General features: G+C 55.6%; 13 protein-coding genes. 4 read left to right on the top strand and 9 right to left on the bottom strand.

The window, feature by feature from the left end:
• Positions 1-115: 115 nt before the first annotated feature.
• From C3F35_RS03820 to pncB, 3 genes are all read right to left on the bottom strand, one after another.
• Positions 116-1,195: a porin gene (locus C3F35_RS03820; RefSeq protein WP_103792007.1), complete on the bottom strand. Its 1,080-nt coding sequence runs from the start codon at positions 1,193-1,195 to the stop codon at positions 116-118.
• A 606-nt stretch (positions 1,196-1,801) separates the two neighbouring features.
• Complete coding sequence (gene asnS, locus C3F35_RS03810) at positions 1,802-3,202, bottom strand: asparagine--tRNA ligase (protein WP_103792008.1); 1,401 nt, start codon at positions 3,200-3,202, stop codon at positions 1,802-1,804.
• A 161-nt stretch (positions 3,203-3,363) separates the two neighbouring features.
• Positions 3,364-4,566, bottom strand: a complete 1,203-nt coding sequence (gene pncB / locus C3F35_RS03805) for a nicotinate phosphoribosyltransferase (RefSeq protein WP_032617379.1) — start codon at positions 4,564-4,566, stop codon at positions 3,364-3,366.
• Between the two features lie 264 nt (positions 4,567-4,830).
• Between pncB and pepN the strand changes: the two genes are divergently transcribed.
• Complete coding sequence (gene pepN, locus C3F35_RS03800) at positions 4,831-7,443, top strand: aminopeptidase N (protein WP_077227792.1); 2,613 nt, start codon at positions 4,831-4,833, stop codon at positions 7,441-7,443.
• An 89-nt stretch (positions 7,444-7,532) separates the two neighbouring features.
• On the opposite strand, the gene ssuB is transcribed toward pepN, so the two are convergent.
• The 5 genes from ssuB to ssuE are packed head-to-tail and all read right to left on the bottom strand — an operon-like array spanning position 7,533 to position 11,773.
• Positions 7,533-8,303 (bottom strand): aliphatic sulfonates ABC transporter ATP-binding protein, encoded by a 771-nt coding sequence (ssuB, locus tag C3F35_RS03795; protein ID WP_103792009.1) that lies wholly within the window; start codon positions 8,301-8,303, stop codon positions 7,533-7,535.
• Complete coding sequence (gene ssuC, locus C3F35_RS03790) at positions 8,300-9,091, bottom strand: aliphatic sulfonate ABC transporter permease SsuC (RefSeq protein ID WP_032617382.1); 792 nt, start codon at positions 9,089-9,091, stop codon at positions 8,300-8,302. The genes ssuB and ssuC overlap by 4 nt, the downstream gene beginning before the upstream one ends.
• 9 nt (positions 9,092-9,100) lie before the next feature.
• Entirely contained in the window at positions 9,101-10,246 is a 1,146-nt protein-coding gene (ssuD, locus tag C3F35_RS03785) for an FMNH2-dependent alkanesulfonate monooxygenase (RefSeq protein WP_059308353.1), read from the bottom strand.
• On the bottom strand, positions 10,243-11,205 hold the full coding sequence (locus tag C3F35_RS03780; protein WP_103792010.1) for a sulfonate ABC transporter substrate-binding protein: 963 nt from the start codon (positions 11,203-11,205) through the stop codon (positions 10,243-10,245). The genes ssuD and C3F35_RS03780 overlap by 4 nt, the downstream gene beginning before the upstream one ends.
• Positions 11,198-11,773 (bottom strand): NADPH-dependent FMN reductase, encoded by a 576-nt coding sequence (gene ssuE / locus C3F35_RS03775; protein ID WP_059308351.1) that lies wholly within the window; start codon positions 11,771-11,773, stop codon positions 11,198-11,200. The genes C3F35_RS03780 and ssuE overlap by 8 nt, the downstream gene beginning before the upstream one ends.
• A gap of 248 nt (positions 11,774-12,021) precedes the next feature.
• Here ssuE and pyrD point away from each other — a divergent pair, with 248 nt between their 5' ends.
• Positions 12,022-13,032, top strand: a complete 1,011-nt coding sequence (gene pyrD, locus C3F35_RS03770) for a quinone-dependent dihydroorotate dehydrogenase (RefSeq protein ID WP_059308350.1) — start codon at positions 12,022-12,024, stop codon at positions 13,030-13,032.
• A gap of 168 nt (positions 13,033-13,200) precedes the next feature.
• Complete coding sequence (zapC, locus tag C3F35_RS03765; RefSeq protein ID WP_032617388.1) at positions 13,201-13,737, top strand: cell division protein ZapC; 537 nt, start codon at positions 13,201-13,203, stop codon at positions 13,735-13,737.
• Here the strand turns inward: zapC and C3F35_RS03760 are convergent.
• Positions 13,734-14,843: a YcbX family protein gene (locus tag C3F35_RS03760; RefSeq protein ID WP_103792011.1), complete on the bottom strand. Its 1,110-nt coding sequence runs from the start codon at positions 14,841-14,843 to the stop codon at positions 13,734-13,736. The two genes, zapC and C3F35_RS03760, sit on opposite strands and share 4 nt — an antisense overlap.
• A gap of 99 nt (positions 14,844-14,942) precedes the next feature.
• On the opposite strand from C3F35_RS03760, the gene rlmKL reads away from it, so the two are divergent.
• Positions 14,943-17,051 carry a bifunctional 23S rRNA (guanine(2069)-N(7))-methyltransferase RlmK/23S rRNA (guanine(2445)-N(2))-methyltransferase RlmL gene (gene rlmKL / locus C3F35_RS03755; protein ID WP_103792012.1) on the top strand — a complete coding sequence of 703 codons (2,109 nt, stop codon included), beginning with the start codon at positions 14,943-14,945 and terminating at the stop codon, positions 17,049-17,051.
• The last annotated feature ends 4 nt before the right edge of the window (positions 17,052-17,055 follow it).

The following is a 17,055-nucleotide window of genomic DNA, read 5'->3' as shown; positions in this document are numbered from 1 at the left end:
ACCGTTTGCTACAAAAAGCGTGCGGCTTTTCAAAAGTCGCCATTTTTAGCTTTCAGGCATAAAAAAACAGGGCCGAAGCCCTGTTTTTTAGACATATAACAAAGTGGTGTACTGATTAGAACTGGTAAACGATACCAACACCCGCCTGGTCGTCGGTAGACAGGCCAGTTGCTTCAGTGTAGCTGTTGTCGTCCAGCAGGTTGAAGCGGTACGCAGCGTACACGTTCATGTTCTTGTTGAAGTAGTACCAGGTACCCACTTCTACGTATTTCACCAGGTCAGCATCGCCACCGCTGAAACCGTTACGAGCAGTCAGATCTTTACCTTTGGACTGTACGTAACCCACGGATGGACGCAGACCGAAGTCGAACTGGTACTGAACCACAGCTTCAACGTTCTGAGTTTTGTTAGCGAACTCGCTGTCGTTTTCACGAGTCATGTTCTGAGATTCGCCGTACATTACCGCTGCGTACAGGTTGTTTGCGTCATACTTCAGGGAGGTTGCCCAGCCTTCAGCACGTTCGCCTTTACCGTCTCGGCTCTGCGCAGCAGTACGATCGGAGTTAGAGTAGGCTGCAGTTACGTTGAAGCCTTCAGCGAAGTCATAACCCAGAGAGTAGCTGCCGCCGTCGCCGTTCTGACGCTCGGTATCGTGGTTAGACGTGTTTGTGCCCTGGTACTGCAGACCCAGCGCCAGGCCGTCAACCAGACCGAAGAAGTCAGAGTTACGGTAGGTAGCCAGACCGGTGCTACGGCCAGTCATGAAGTTGTCAGTTGCAGCCAGGGAGTCGCCGCCCCAGATAACGAACATATCGGTAGAAGCCAGCGCATCGTAGAACACGCCGTAGTTACGACCGTAATCGAATGAACCGTATTCACCGGCTTTCAGGCCTGCGAATGCCAGACGGGTTTTAGTACCCTGTTTGCCTTCCTGACCGGAGGCGTCCATGTTGTATTCCCACTGACCGTAACCAGCCAGTTGGTCATTAATCTGGGTTTCACCCTTAAAGCCGATACGCGCATAGGTGGTGTCAGCGTTAGAAGTATCACCGTTAGTGGTCCACTGGTGTTCGCCTACTGCTTTACCGTAGAAGTCCAGCTTGTTAGCGTTTTTGTTATAGATTTCTGCTGCGTTAGCTGCACCGGCTGCCAGCAGGGCAGGGATAACCACTGCCAGGATATTGCGCTTCATCATTATTTATTACCCTCATTGGTTTTTTTATGACACTCGCCACTGCCGTCAATAAATTCTGTCAATAAATATTTCCGGAACTATTGATGAGAGTTTGGTGTCTTTATGTGTCTGACAGGCATCTTTCCATTCAAATCCACGTTTCGCTAGCCTGAATGTGCTACAAACCTAAAGAATCGGTTACAAGAAGAAAATATGTGTAACAAAAGATGTATTTTGAGGAACTTTGTGAAGCATCTCAAAGTTCAGAGTTGAATGGTCAAAATTAAAGCTCGACTAATTCTATCTATATGAATTGCTTATCTTAATTTCAGCTAACGACTTTTTTTATGATCCGAAGCATTAGCACACTATTTTTCTTATCGTTGAAGATGGACATCTGGATAGCCGTATTTTTGTACGAAAAATGTGCTAATGCTTGAGATAAGTATTAGGCGCAATAAGACTGTGGTTTATTTTGTGTGCAAAGATATTTCATGGAAATAAAGCGTAACAGTGGAGAGGATTTTGCGGGGTTGCGCTTTAAGGATAATGACTTTCAACTGACAAAATTTGACAGTGCAGAATAAAATAATGGCCAGCAGAGGCTGGCCATTGAGTGTTACTGAATCAGAAGGTGGCGTTGCGCGGGGTACGCGGGAAAGGAATAACGTCACGCACGTTCTGAACACCGGTCACGTAAGCGATCAGACGCTCGAAGCCGAGACCGAAACCGGAGTGCGGTACGGTGCCGTAACGGCGTAAATCGCGATACCACCAATAGTCCTCTTTATTGAGGCCCATCTCAGCCATACGCGCATCCAGCACATCCAGACGCTCTTCACGCTGAGAACCACCGATAATTTCACCGATGCCCGGGGCAAGGACGTCCATCGCGGCAACGGTTTTGCCATCTTCGTTAAGGCGCATATAGAACGCCTTAATGTCTTTCGGATAGTTTTTCACGACCACCGGGGCTTTAAAGTGTTTCTCGGCCAGGTAGCGTTCGTGCTCGGAGGAGAGGTCAACACCCCAGTAAACCGGGTTCTCAAATTTCTGACCGCAGTTTTCGAGGAGCGTCACCGCATCGGTGTAATCGACCTGCGCAAAATCAGCAGAGACGAAACGCTCCAGACGGGAGATTGCATCGCTGTCGACGCGCTCGGCGAAGAATTTCATGTCGTCAGCGCGCTCGGTGAGCACTGCGTTAAAGACATATTTCAGCATCGCTTCCGCGAGGCCAGCTACGTCATCGAGGTTGGCGAAGGCCACTTCCGGCTCCAGCATCCAGAATTCCGCCAGGTGACGGCTGGTGTTGGAGTTCTCGGCGCGGAAGGTTGGGCCGAAGGTGTAGATTTTGGACAGTGCGCAGGCGTAGGTTTCGCCGTTCAGCTGGCCAGATACGGTCAGGAAGGACTCTTTGCCAAAGAAATCTTTGTCGTAGTCCACTTTGCCTTCCGGCGTGCGCGGCAGGTTTTCCATGTCCAGCGTGGAGACGCGGAACATCTCGCCAGCGCCTTCGGTGTCGGAGGCGGTAATCAGCGGGGTGGAGACCCAGAAGTAGCCCTGCTCGTCAAAGAAACGGTGCAGCGCCTGCGCCAGAGTGTGACGAACACGGGCCACGGCACCAATCATGTTGGTACGCGGACGCAGGTGAGCCACTTCACGCAGATATTCGATGCTGTGGCGTTTTGCCGCCATCGGGTAAGTATCCGGATCTTCAACCCAGCCGGTCACTTCAATTGAGGTGGCCTGCAGTTCAAAGCTCTGACCCTGGCCCTGAGAGGCCACGATCTTACCGGTGACAACCACGGAACAGCCGGTGGTCAGACGCAGCACTTCCTGATTGTAATTGGGCAGAGAATTATTAATAACGGCCTGTACAGGATCAAAGCAGGAACCGTCATAAACGGCGAGGAATGAAAAGCCAGCTTTTGAATCTCGGCGGGTACGCACCCATCCGCGCACGGTGACTTCGCTGTCAACGGCTACGCGGCCCTGGAGTACGTCGGCTACAGGCACAACGCTCATAATAATCTCTCTATGTAGTCCAAAAATAAAATCTGTATCCCCTTCAATGGGGGGATATCTATGTTACCTGGCATCCGCCATCAGACAAGCAGATTTCGCTCTGATAAGAAAAGAAATAAGAAATAAATGAGAAAGGGAGCCGGGCAGACTCCCTGAAAGGATCAACTGGCGATTTTTATCTGTGGCAGGTCAAACGCTTTACGCAGTGCGCGTACGAAAGCTTTGTCATGGCAAATAGTTTTGCCCGGGCTGTCGGAGAGTTTCGCCACCGGCTTGCCGTTACATTCCACCAGTTTAATGACGATGTTCAGCGGTTTTACCTGGGGAATATCGCAGGTCAACCGGGTGCCGATGCCAAAGGCCAGGTTTACGCGTGAAGAGAAGTGCCGGTACAAGCCTACCGCTTTTGGCAGGTCGAGATTATCGGAGAAGACCAGCACTTTGCTCATCGGATCGATGCCCAGCTTTTGATAATGGGCAATGGCTTTCTCGCCCCACTCCTGCGGATCCCCTGAGTCATGGCGCAGCCCCTGATAGGCGGTGGCGAACTCCGGGCCGAAATCACGCAGGAAGGCATCCATAGTAATACAGTCGGTTAAGGCGATGCCGAGCTGGTCCGGGTATTCTTCAAGCCAGGCCGCCAGCGCCGCACGCTGGCTGGTGGCCAGTTCCGGGCTGATCTGCTGATGCGCCTGGAACCACTCATGCGCCTGGGTGCCCATTGGGGTCAGGTTCAGGCGGCGGGCCAGATCGTAATTACTGGTGCCGACAAACCACGGCTCCTGCTGCAGCCGCTCGACGATGGCCTGCTGCACCTCGCGGGAGAAACGACGGCGGGTGCCAAAATCCATCAGCCGGAAACGCGACATATCCAGCGAGTCGGTCAGTTGGGCAAAATCAACCAGCTTGTGTTCCAGGGTATCCAGCGCTTGATCAACGCTGACCTCCGGGGAACGGAAGTGGTGTACCAGCTCGCTGATCACCGCCAGCAGCGGCACTTCCCACATGATCACTTCGCGCCACGGGCCTTCCAGGCGAATATGCAGCTTGCCGTTATCATTGCTGATCTGAACCTGGGCCGGGTCATAGCGGAAATTCCGCAGCCATTGCAGGTAGTCTTCTTTAAAGAAAGGCAGGCCGGAAAGCCACTGGAATTCCTCGTCCCGCAGACGAAGATGTTGCATAGCGTCGACTTGCTCACGAATGGCATCAGCATAGATCCCAAGCAAATCATCACCACGGCAGCGGAACTCAGCCGCGACCTGTACGTCGTGGTAGTGGTGAAAAACGGCTTGCTGCATATGCAATTTATACGCGTCGGTATCCAGCAGCGTATGCAGAACAGGTGAAGCGAATCGAGTCATAGGTGCGCAGTAGCATCCTCTCACGGGAGCGTTTAGTACAATAAACGACTAATGAAACCGCTGGAGTATACCTTGTTTAGCGATTTATTGAACCCCGATCACACCATAAGCCTGGACCAGGGTCGAGAGCATTTCGTGCCGCATGTTATTAAAATGTAGCAAATAGAGTGTTTGTGACTGAAAAGATGAACATTCTGCATAGCGCGATTTACACAACAGGAATAGACTGACTCGTTATTCGACAAACGATGCAAAAGGTTTTCTATGACACAACAGCCTCAAGCCAAATACCGCCACGACTACCGTGCGCCGGATTACCTGATTAGCGATATCGATCTGACTTTTGACCTGGATGCCACTAAAACCGTTGTCACGGCGGTAAGCCAGGTGACACGCCATAACGCCACGGCAGTGCCGCTGCGTCTTGATGGCGAAGATCTGACCCTGGTGTCGATACACGTAAACGACACCGCATGGACTGACTATAAAGAAGAAAACAACCAACTGGTGCTCGATAATCTGCCGGAGCGCTTTACATTACGCATCGTTAACGAAATCAGTCCGGCGTCCAACACCGCGCTGGAGGGGTTATACCAGTCTGGCGTCGCGCTCTGTACCCAGTGTGAAGCCGAAGGTTTCCGTCACATTACCTGGTATCTCGACCGCCCGGATGTGCTGGCCCGCTTCACCACTAAAATCATCGCCGATAAAGCCACCTATCCGTTCCTGCTCTCCAACGGCAACCGCGTGGGTGAGGGCGAGCTGGAAAACGGCCGTCATTGGGTGCAGTGGCAGGATCCGTTCCCGAAACCGTGCTACCTGTTTGCGCTGGTGGCAGGTGATTTTGACGTCCTGCGTGACACCTTCACCACCCGTTCCGGTCGCGAAGTGGCGCTGGAGCTGTTTGTCGATCGCGGCAACCTCGATCGTGCGCCATGGGCGATGACCTCCCTCATCAACTCCATGAAGTGGGACGAAGAGCGTTTCGGCCTCGAATATGACCTCGACATCTACATGATCGTCGCCGTCGATTTCTTCAATATGGGCGCGATGGAGAACAAAGGCCTTAACGTCTTTAACTCCAAATATGTGCTGGCGCGTACCGATACCGCCACCGATAAAGATTACCTCGATATCGAGCGCGTTATCGGCCACGAATACTTCCATAACTGGACCGGCAACCGCGTCACCTGCCGCGACTGGTTCCAGCTAAGCCTGAAAGAGGGCTTAACCGTCTTCCGCGATCAGGAGTTCAGCTCTGATCTCGGCTCGCGCGCAGTAAACCGCATCAATAACGTGCGCACCATGCGCGGCCTGCAGTTTGCGGAAGATGCCAGCCCGATGGCGCACCCGATCCGCCCGGATAAAGTGATCGAGATGAACAACTTCTACACCCTGACGGTGTATGAAAAAGGTTCTGAAATTATCCGCATGATCCACACCCTGCTGGGTGAAGCGAATTTCCAGAAAGGGATGCAGCTCTATTTCGAGCGCCACGACGGCAGCGCTGCCACCTGCGACGATTTCGTACAGGCGATGGAAGATGCCTCTAATGTCGATCTGTCCCATTTCCGCCGCTGGTACAGCCAGGCCGGTACGCCGATTGTGACCGTCAAAGACGACTACAACCCGGAAACCGAGCAGTACACCCTGACCATCAGCCAGCGCACACCGCCGACGGCTGAGCAGGAAGAGAAGCACCCGCTGCATATTCCGTTCGCCATCGAGCTGTATGACAACGAAGGCAAGGTGATCCCGCTGCAAAAAGGCGGTCATCCGGTACATAACGTGCTGAACGTGACTCAGGCCGAGCAGACCTTCGTGTTTGATAACGTCTACTTCCAGCCGGTGCCTGCGCTGCTGTGCGAATTCTCCGCGCCGGTCAAGCTGGAGTACAAGTGGAGCGATCAGCAGCTGACCTTCCTGATGCGTCACGCGCGCAATGACTTCTCCCGCTGGGATGCTGCGCAGAGTCTGCTGGCAACCTACATCAAGCTCAACGTGAACCGTCATCAGCAGGGCCAGCCGCTGTCTCTGCCCGTCCATGTTGCGGATGCGTTCCGTGCGATCCTGCTGGATGAGAAGATCGACCCGGCGTTGGCGGCTGAAATTCTGACCCTGCCGTCTGCAACGGAAATCGCCGAGCTGTTTGAGATTATCGACCCGATTGCGATTGTGGCCGTGCGTGAAGCCCTGACCCGTACTCTGGCGACCGAGTTGGCGGATGAGTTCCTCGCCATTTACAACCTCCACAAGCTGGATGCGTACCGCGTTGAGCATGCCGATATCGGCAAGCGCGCGCTGCGTAATACCTGCCTGCGCTATCTGGCGTTTGGCGAGACGGCGCTCGCCAACGAATTGGTCAGCCAGCAGTACCACACGGCCGACAACATGACCGACGCCCTGGCCGCACTGGCCGCTAGCGTAGCCGCAGAACTGCCGTGCCGTGATGCCCTGATGCAGGCGTATGACGACAAATGGCATCAGGATGGTCTGGTGATGGACAAGTGGTTCATTCTGCAGTCCACCAGCCCGGCAGCGGACGTGGTGAACAAGGTGCGCAGCCTGCTCAACCACCGCTCATTCACTCTGAGCAACCCGAACCGCGTCCGTTCCCTGATTGGCGCCTTCGCCAGCAGCAACCCGGCCGCTTTCCATGCGGAAGATGGCAGCGGCTACCAGTTTATGGTGGAGATGCTGACAGAGCTTAACAGCCGTAACCCACAGGTGGCGTCGCGTCTGATTGAGCCGCTGATCCGTCTGAAACGCTACGATGAGCAACGTCAGGCGAAGATGCGTGCCGCACTGGAGCAGTTGAAAGGGCTGGAGAATCTGTCCGGGGATCTGTACGAGAAGATCAGTAAAGCGCTGGCCTGACAGTAAACGTCCGGCGGTAAGCTAAAAGCAAAACGGCAACCTCGGTTGCCGTTTTTAATCTCTGCACGTTATCCGTGTGGATAAGCGCATCAGGCATTGGCCGTCGCTAAATGACGCTCCGTCACCCCACGCGCCATCACCCGCTCCAACACCTCCGCTTCCAGCTCCGCAAGCCGCGCTGAACCTATCCGGCGAGGGCGTGGAAGGTCCACCGTCAGATCCAGCCCTATCCTGCCATCCTCAATCAGCAGTACCCGGTCGGCCATGGCTACGGCTTCGCTCACATCGTGAGTGACCAGCAGCACCGTAAAGCCATGCTCCTGCCATAACGAGACGATAAGATCCTGCATCTCGATCCGCGTCAGCGCATCCAGCGCCCCCAGCGGTTCATCCAGCAGCAACAGCCCCGGGCGATGGATCAACGCTCTGGCCAGCGCCACGCGCTGTTTTTGCCCACCGGAAAGGGCAGCAGGCCACTCACTTGCGCGATTGTCCAGCCCGACGGCGGCCAGGGCCTGCAACGCCTGCGCTTTCCAGTTACCCTTCAGCCCCAGCCCGACGTTATCTATCACCGTTTTCCACGGCAACAGACGCGCGTCCTGAAACATCATGCGGGTATCTTCCTGGATCTCTGCCAGCGGGGTGTTCCCGGCCAGCAGTTCACCGCCGTCTGGCGCTTCCAGCCCGGCCAGCAGGCGCAGCAGGGTGCTTTTACCGCCACCGCTGCGGCCCACGACCGCCACGAATTGCCCGGCCGGGATATGCAGTTCCAGCTGGTTCAGAATGGTGTTTTCGCCGTAGCGTTTGGTGACGCCGTTGAGCAGCAGCGGCGTACCCTGGTTTAAGCGAGCCGTATTCATGCGTGTGCCTCCTTAATCGCGTAGGCTGGATTCCAGCGCAGCCAGCGGCGTTCAAGCCACTGGGCGCTCACATCCGCCAGTTTGCCGAGCAGGGCGTAAAGAACAATGGCGACCACCACCACGTCGGTCTGCAGGAATTCGCGGGCGTTCATTGCCAGGTAACCAATACCGGAGTTAGCGGAGATGGTTTCCGCCACGATCAGCGTGAGCCACATCAGGCCGAGGGCGAAGCGCACGCCAACCATGATCGAGGGCAGGGCGCCCGGCAGGATGACATGGATAAACAGAGCCAAGCCGGACAAACCGTAGCTGCGCGCCATTTCCACCAGCCCGCGGTCGATATTACGAATGCCGTGCCAGGTGTTGATGTAGATCGGGAACAGGGTGCCGAGGGCGACGAGGAAAATTTTCGCCGACTCATCGATACCAAACCACAGGATCACCAGCGGGATCAGCGCTAGATGCGGCACGTTGCGCAGCATCTGGATGGAAGTATCCAGCAGACGCTCGCCCCAGCGGGACAGGCCGCTGATCAGACCCAGCGTCAGGCCAATCGATCCACCGATTGAAAAACCAATGACCGCGCGCCAGGAGCTGATCGCCAGATGCTGCCACAGCTCACCGCTGGCACTCAGCGACCAGAACGCCGCCACAACGCCTTCCGGGGAGGGCAGTATGCGGCTCGACAGCCAACCCACGGAGGAGGCCAACTGCCAGATCAGGACAATACCCACAGGGAGCAGCCAGGGCGCAATGCGCAGCAGCCATTTTCGGGAAGGGTTAGCCATGCGATCTCCTTAACTCTGGGCGACTTTACGCGGGATAAATTCATTCGCGATTGCCTCACCCTGCTGCAACAGGGGCTGCGGCTGCGGGATCTGAGGAATGGCAACATCCAGATGCGGGAACAGCAGCTCGCCCACCTTGTAAGCCTCTTCCAGATGTGGATAACCGGAAAGAATAAAGCTGTCGATACCGAGTCCGGCGTATTCATTAATCCGCGCCGCGACGGTTGGGCCATCACCCACTAACGCCGTGCCCGCACCGCCGCGCACCAGCCCCACGCCCGCCCACAGGTTCGGGCTGATCTCCAGATTCTCTCGCTTGCCGTTGTGCAGAGAGGCCATCCGGTGTTGCCCTACGGAATCGGTACGGGCCAGGGCGGCCTGGGCTTTGGCAATGGTGGCGTCGTCCAGATGGGCGATCAGGCGGTCAGCGGCCTGCCACGCCTCTTCCGTGGTTTCGCGCACAATCACGTGCAGACGGATCCCGAAGCGCACCTGACGACCGCGGGCCGCCGCTTTGGCACGCACCTGCTCAATCTTCTCTTTAACCAGTTCCGGCGGCTCGCCCCAGGTGAGGTAGAGGTCTACCTGCTCGGCGGCCAGGTCCTGGGCGACGTCCGATGAACCGCCAAAATAGAGTGGCGGACGTGGCTGCTGGATCGGCGGGAAGAAGAGTTTCGCATCGCGAACATGAATATGTTTGCCCTCGAAGGTCACGTTCTCACCTTCCAGCAGACGACGCCAGACGTGGGTAAATTCAGCGGAGGCTTCATAGCGCGCGGTGTGATCCAGGAAGACACCGTCTCCCGCCAACTCCTGCGGATCGCTACCGGTAACCAGGTTAAACAGCGCCCGTCCGTTCGACAGGCGATCCAGGGTCGCAGCCTGGCGTGCGGCCACCGTCGGAGAGGTCACGCTCGGACGCAGGGCCACCAGAAACTTCAGGCGTTGTGTCACCGGGATCATCGATGCCGCCACCAGCCATGCATCTTCGCAGGAGCGGCCAGTCGGAATCAGCACCCCGGTAAAGCCAATCCGATCTGCCGCCTGGGCTATCTGCTGAAGATAAGCATGATCCACCGGGCGTGCGCCCTCGTCGGTGCCAAGATAATGACCATCACCATGGGTAGGTAAAAACCAGAACAGATTCAGACTCATGACTTATCTCCTTTTAGCGCTGTGGGGTGCCAGATACGGTCGCGAATATCAATTTTTTTCGGGACCAGGCGATTGTCGTAGAAAAGATCAGCGGTTTGCTGCTGTAACACGGCGGTATTGGCATCCACCGGTTTGATGACGGTAGGCGGGCGGTGATCCAGATAGGTGGCAATCACCGGCTCCGGGAGACCCATCGTTTTTGCCAGCAGGGCGATACTGGCCTGACGTTGACTCTGAGTCAGGGCATCCGCCTCGCTAAAGGTATTCAGGACGCCCTGAACAAATTCACCGTTTTTCTCGGCATAAGGGCGAGCGGCAAGGTAGAAGGAACCGGTCTGTTTCAGGGTTTCGCCATCTTTAAGCACCCTCACGCCACCCTGCAACAGGGCTGCGGAGTAGTAGGGATCCCAGATGGCCCAGGCATCCACGTTGTTTTGCTGGAAGGCGGCGCGCGCATCCGCCGGTGACAGATAAACCGGCTGAATATCTTTAAACGTCAGTCCTGCCTGCTGCAGGGCGCGCAATAAAAGATTGTGTGAGCTGGAGCCTTTCTGAAAAGCGACTTTATGACCTTTAAGGTCTGCGACGGTTTTAATCGGGCTGTTTTCAGGAACCAGGATCACTTCGGCTTTCGGTTTGGGCGGCTCCACGCCAACGTAGACCAGATCTGCCCCGGCGGCCTGAGCGAAGATGGGCGGGATATCGCCGGTGCTGCCGAGATCGATACTGCCGACGTTCAACGCCTCCAGCATCTGCGGGCCTGCCGGAAACTCTACCCAGGAGAATCTGGTGTCCGGGTAGCGTTTTTCCAGCAGCTGGTGGCTTTTCGCCAGCACCATGCTGACGCTGCCTTTCTGGTAGCCGATACGCAGGCTATCCGGGGTAGGCTCGGCAGCGTGCGCCAGGGCAGAAAAGGCCAGAAGCCCTGCGAGGCCTGTACGGACCAGGGATTTAAACATGGGCGACTCCTTTCTGAAGACCAAAAGCAGGAACCTGGACGTCGCGGCGGTGCAACGCCTGCCAGAACGTCTCCAGCGCGCTGTCGAGACGGGTCTGTAAATTCGGGGTAAAGTGCGGCTTGTGCTGGTAATCGATCACCTGCGAATCATCGGCAAACACGCCATGCAGTATCTCCTGAGCTTTCAGGGCGCTGAGGACGGGCTTCAGGGCATAATCTACCGCCAGCAGGTGGGCGACGGTGCCGCCAGTCGCCAGGGGCAGGACAATTTTGCCTTCCAGCGCGCGCTCCGGCAGCAGGTCGAGCAGGGTTTTCAGGGCACCGGAAAACGAGGCTTTATAAACCGGCGTTGCGACGATCAGCCCGTCGGCATCTTTGAGCTGCTCATTCAGGGTTTTTAGCGCCGGGCTGTCGAAACGCGCATAAAGAAGATCTTCCGGGGCAAAGTTATGTAGATTCCAGTGGAACACCTCAACATCCAGCGAAGTGAGTTGCTCTCTTGCGTACTCCAGCAGCGCGCTGGAGCGGGAAGGGAATCGCGGACTGCCAGCCAACGTAATGACGCGCATAAATGCTCCTTATAACCAATTGTTTGCTTTTATCTAACATTGATAACATTTGTTGGCAGTGTGGCATTGCTGACTTATTCCACTAAATGATTTATCTGCAGAATAAATGCCAAAAAATGAATAAAGGAGGAATGAAAAGTAAACGATTGCGCGGCAGGGCGCTTTTTTTGTCCCAGGTCAATTCCCTTTCCCGCTGCAATCGCAGATAATACGCCCCCGGTTTGCACACCGGGAATCCAGGAGAGTTCATGTACTACCCCTTCGTTCGTAAAGCCCTTTTCCAGCTCGATCCTGAGCGCGCTCATGAATTTACATTCCAGCAATTACGCCGTATTACGGGAACCCCGCTTGAAGCGCTGGTGCGCCAGAGAGTGATGGAGAAGCCGGTCACCTGCATGGGATTAACCTTTAAAAACCCACTGGGTCTGGCAGCAGGGCTGGATAAAAACGGCGAGTGCATCGATGCTCTGGGTGCGATGGGCTTTGGTTCCATTGAAATTGGCACCGTCACGCCACGTCCACAGCCGGGTAACGACAAGCCGCGCCTGTTCCGTCTGGTGGAGGCCGAAGGGCTGATCAACCGCATGGGCTTTAATAACCTCGGCGTCGATCATCTGGTCGAGAATGTGAAGAAAGCGCATTTCGATGGCGTTCTGGGCATTAATATCGGCAAAAATAAAGACACGCCGGTAGAGCAGGGCAAAGATGACTATCTGATTTGTATGGAAAAAGTCTACGCCTACGCCGGGTATATTGCGGTGAATATCTCTTCACCTAACACCCCAGGCCTGCGCACGCTGCAATATGGTGAAGCGCTCGACGATTTGTTAGTCGCCATCAAAAATAAGCAAAATGAACTCCAGGCGACCCACCATAAATATGTTCCGGTGGCTGTTAAAATCGCCCCAGATCTGACCGAAGAAGAGCTGGCGCAGGTGGCCGACAGTTTAGTTCGCCATAATATTGATGGCGTTATTGCCACTAATACGACCCTCGACCGTTCTTTAGTGCAGGGGATGAAATATTGCGACGAAATGGGCGGCCTGAGCGGGCGTCCGGTGCAGTTAAAAAGCACTGAAATTATTCGTCGTCTGTCAGAAGAATTGAAGGGCCGCCTGCCAATTATTGGGGTGGGGGGAATTGATTCAGTGATGGCCGCGCGCGAGAAAATGGCGGCTGGCGCTTCGCTGGTGCAGATATATTCGGGCTTTATTTTCAAAGGCCCACCGCTGATTAAAGAAATCGTTAATCATATCTAATCTTTTATCATGACTCACAACCAGGGCTTTATTTCCAGCTCTGGTTGTTTTATATTCCCGGACTGTTGCTTTATTAGACATTGTGGTCTTTGATTATTGAAGTTTAAAAAGCGAAGCGGCAATACAGGACTTTCTTACGACAGGACGTTTTAGGAACGGGAGAGACAAATGCGAATTAAACCTGACGATAACTGGCGCTGGTATTTCTGTGACGAGCACGATCGCATGATGCTCGATCTGGCCAATGGTATGTTGTTTCGTTCTCGTTTTGCCCGCAGGATGTTGACCCCGGATGCCTTTGCCGATACCGGTTTTTGCGTTGATGATGCTGCACTCTATTTCTCTTTTGAAGAGAAGTGCCGTGACCTCGAACTGTCGAAAGAACAACGCGCCGAGCTGGTGCTCAATGCGCTGGTGGCGATACGCTTCCTTAAACCTCAGATGCCGAAAAGCTGGCACTTTCTTGCTCACAACGAGCGCTGGTCTCCCGTCACCGGCGATGCCGCGTGCGTCAGCCTGAGCGAGAATGCCGAGCAGGTGAATTTGCTGGTGGTGGAGCCGGGCGATAATGCCGCGCTCTGTTTACTGGCGCAGCCATCGGTGACCATTGCCGGGCGCACCATGCAGCTGGGCGACCCGATTAAAGTGATGAATGACCGGCTAAAACCGCAGCCGGTCTGTTTCAGCCTCGAGCAGGCTGTTTAAGCTTCCAGCTGTAACGCACTTTTCGGTACGCAGCTGCAGCACAGAATCGTGCCGTCACTGCCGATAGCCGATTTCTTCAACGCCGTTACTTCGCCTTCGACCAGGGTAACGCGACAGCATCCGCAGATCCCCGCCCGGCAGGAATAGGGCACACGAATACCGGCCTGTTCAAGCTGTTCCAGTAATACCTGCTGATTGTTGCCACGGATCGTCTGACCCTGCCACTGAATAGTGACAGCCGTCGCGGGCTGCGTCTCTACTTCGATAGCCTCTTCCTCAGCCCCTGCGCCGTAGATCCGGCCTGGCCCTGTGAAGAGAATTTCCACTTCGTCGCCTACGCGGATCACCCCGCTGCTGCGCGGGATCAGGTTCTGACCAAAATCGACATCGCCGTTATCCTGTGCAGTGCGGAAAGATTGCAGCGTTTTTAGCGGTTCACCGGCAGGGTGCTTTTGTCCTTTTTCCGGGCTGACGGTAGTAAAGATGCAGCGGCTGCAGGGTTTCACCACGTCAAAGATAACCTCCCCGATGCGGATGACTTTCCAGGTATCCTCTTCCCAGGCCGTTGCGCCTGTGACCACCAGATTCGGGCGGAACTGCTCCATCTGCACGCTGGCCGGGCAGCGCTTTTGCAGGTCGCGCAAGGAGGCGTCGTTAGTGAGCAGGAACGGGAAGCCGTCGGCAAACGACAGCGGAACCGCGGCAAAATCTTTAACGCGTCGCGTCATTTCAGGCCCGACCCAGCGGAGCTGTACCGGGCGCGAAAAGAATTCGCTCAGCCAGCGGTTGATCGCGTCGGGGGCGATACGCGCGGTAAAGTGGTTGCCCCACACTTCGGTAGGCGCATCCGCTGGGGCAAAATCGCTGAAGCGAACAAGACTACTGGAACCGTCTGGTGCGGTAAGATGCAGGCCGTCCTGAACCGGGGCCGGGGTGAAACGAACCATCTGCGGGAACTGGCGTGCGGTAATAAAGGTGCCATCCGGTTCTGTGATCATAAAAGTGCGATCATACGCAAAACCGCTGACGTCTGCGAAGGCATGCGTCAGCCCAATACCGCGCATGGATTTGACCGGATGAATGAAAAGCCTGGATAACGTCGCCACGGCACCGCTCCCTCAAATGAAAATAAGCCCTCAACTTTATGACATAGCGCCTGGATTGGCTATAATGCGCAGCAATTTTCTTAGAGTAAAAGTGACGATATGAATTCTCTGTTTGCCAGTACGGCCCGTGGGCTGGAAGAGCTGTTAAAAACTGAACTGGAAAACCTGGGTGCGCAAGAGTGCCAGGTGGTTCAGGGTGGGGTCCATTTTCAGGGCGACACGCGGCTTATTTACCAGAGCCTGATGTGGAGTCGCCTGGCCTCACGCATCATGTTGCCGATGAGAGAGTGCAAGGTTTACAGCGATCTCGATCTTTATCTGGGCGTGCAGACTATCGACTGGACAGAGATTTTTGCCCCGGGCGCCACTTTTGCCGTGCACTTCAGCGGCCTGAATGACGAGATCCGCAACAGCCAGTATGGCGCGCTGAAGGTCAAAGATGCCATCGTTGACTGCTTCACCCGTAAAAATCTTGAACGTCCGAACGTCGATCGTGAAAACCCTGACCTGCGTATCAACGTGCGTCTGAACAAAGAGATCGCCAGTATCGCGCTGGATCTGTGTGGCGAAGGCCTGCACCAGCGCGGTTACCGCGACCGGGCAGGTATCGCGCCGATCAAAGAGAACCTGGCGGCGGCCATTGTGATGCGTTCCGGCTGGCAGCCGGGTACGCCGCTGCTCGACCCGATGTGCGGTTCCGGTACGCTACTGATTGAAGCGGCCATGCTGGCGACCGATCGCGCACCGGGCCTGCACCGCGGCCAGTGGGGCTTTAAAGGCTGGGCACAGCACGACGAAGCCACCTGGCAGGATGTCAAAGCCGAAGCGCAGACCCGTGCGCGCGCAGGTCTGGCAGCCTATGAGTCCCGTTTCTACGGCTCTGACAGCGATAGCCGCGTGATTGAACGCGCGCGCAGCAACGCCCGTCGCGCCGGGATTGGCGATCTGGTCTCCTTTGAGGTGAAAGATGTCTCCCAGCTCACCAACCCACTGCCAAAAGGCCCGTACGGCACGGTGATCAGCAACCCGCCTTACGGCGAACGTCTGGACAGCGAACCGGCGCTGATTGCCCTGCACAGCCTGTTGGGTCGCACCATGAAAGATCTGTTTGGCGGCTGGAATCTGTCGCTGTTCAGCGCCTCGCCGGAGCTGTTGAGCTGCCTGCAGCTGCGCGCCGAGCGTCAGTTCAAAGCCAAAAACGGCCCGCTGGACTGTGTACAGAAGAATTATCACCTGGCCGAGAAAGAAGCCGACAGCAAGCCAGCCAGCATTGCGGAAGATTACGCCAACCGTCTGCGTAAGAACCTGAAGAAATTTGAAAAATGGGCGAAGCAGCAAGGGATTGAGTGCTATCGCCTGTATGACGCCGATCTGCCGGAGTACAACGTGGCGGTCGACCGCTACGGCGATTGGGTGGTCGTGCAGGAGTATGCCCCACCGAAAACCGTTGATCCGCAAAAAGCGCGTCAGCGTATGCTTGATATCATCGCTGCAACCATCAGCGTACTGAATATCGCCCCGAACAAGCTGATCCTCAAAACCCGTGAGCGTCAGAAGGGTAAAAATCAGTACGAGAAGATGAACAGCAAGGGCGAGTTTATCGAAGTGGGCGAATATAACGCCCGCCTGTGGGTGAACCTGACAGACTATCTTGATACCGGTCTGTTCCTCGACCACCGTATCGCCCGTCGTATGCTGGGCCAGATGAGCAAAGGTAAAGACTTCCTGAACCTCTTCTCCTATACCGGCAGTGCCAGCGTGCATGCGGGTCTGGGCGGCGCACGCACAACCACCACGGTGGATATGTCCCGCACCTATCTGGAGTGGGCAGAGCGTAACCTGCGTCTCAACGGCCTCACTGGCCGGGCGCACCGTCTGCTGCAGGCCGACGTGCTGGGCTGGCTGCGCGAATCGGATGAACAGTTCGATCTGATCTTTATCGATCCGCCGACCTTCTCCAACTCCAAACGCATGGAAGAGTCTTTTGATGTGCAGCGCGACCATCTGGCGCTGATGAAGGATCTCAAACGGATGCTGCGTAAAGGCGGCACCATTATGTTCTCGAACAACAAACGCGGCTTCCGCATGGATCATGAAGGGCTGGAACAACTGGGGCTGAAAGCACAAGAAATCAGTCAAAAAACCCTGTCCCAGGATTTTGCCCGTAACCGTCAGATCCACAACTGCTGGCTGATCACCGCCGCCTGAAAGG

The sequence above is a fragment of the Leclercia sp. LSNIH3 genome, assembly GCF_002935105.1.
GTDB classification, from domain to species: domain Bacteria; phylum Pseudomonadota; class Gammaproteobacteria; order Enterobacterales; family Enterobacteriaceae; genus Enterobacter; species Enterobacter adecarboxylatus.
The sequence above is the reverse complement of the archived record's forward strand: the minus strand, read 5'-3'. Positions and strand labels throughout refer to the sequence as shown.

Excerpts from the sequence above, each read along its gene's own strand:
- C3F35_RS03820 (WP_103792007.1), bottom strand. The coding sequence starts at position 1,195 with ATGATGAAGCGCAATATCCTGGCAGTGGTTATCCCTGCCCTGCTGGCA.
- asnS (WP_103792008.1), bottom strand. The coding sequence starts at position 3,202 with ATGAGCGTTGTGCCTGTAGCCGACGTACTCCAGGGCCGCGTAGCCGTT.
- pncB (WP_032617379.1), bottom strand. The coding sequence starts at position 4,566 with ATGACTCGATTCGCTTCACCTGTTCTGCATACGCTGCTGGATACCGAC.
- pepN (WP_077227792.1), top strand. The coding sequence starts at position 4,831 with ATGACACAACAGCCTCAAGCCAAATACCGCCACGACTACCGTGCGCCG.
- ssuB (WP_103792009.1), bottom strand. The coding sequence starts at position 8,303 with ATGAATACGGCTCGCTTAAACCAGGGTACGCCGCTGCTGCTCAACGGC.
- ssuC (WP_032617382.1), bottom strand. The coding sequence starts at position 9,091 with ATGGCTAACCCTTCCCGAAAATGGCTGCTGCGCATTGCGCCCTGGCTG.
- ssuD (WP_059308353.1), bottom strand. The coding sequence starts at position 10,246 with ATGAGTCTGAATCTGTTCTGGTTTTTACCTACCCATGGTGATGGTCAT.
- C3F35_RS03780 (WP_103792010.1), bottom strand. The coding sequence starts at position 11,205 with ATGTTTAAATCCCTGGTCCGTACAGGCCTCGCAGGGCTTCTGGCCTTT.
- ssuE (WP_059308351.1), bottom strand. The coding sequence starts at position 11,773 with ATGCGCGTCATTACGTTGGCTGGCAGTCCGCGATTCCCTTCCCGCTCC.
- pyrD (WP_059308350.1), top strand. The coding sequence starts at position 12,022 with ATGTACTACCCCTTCGTTCGTAAAGCCCTTTTCCAGCTCGATCCTGAG.
- zapC (WP_032617388.1), top strand. The coding sequence starts at position 13,201 with ATGCGAATTAAACCTGACGATAACTGGCGCTGGTATTTCTGTGACGAG.
- rlmKL (WP_103792012.1), top strand. The coding sequence starts at position 14,943 with ATGAATTCTCTGTTTGCCAGTACGGCCCGTGGGCTGGAAGAGCTGTTA.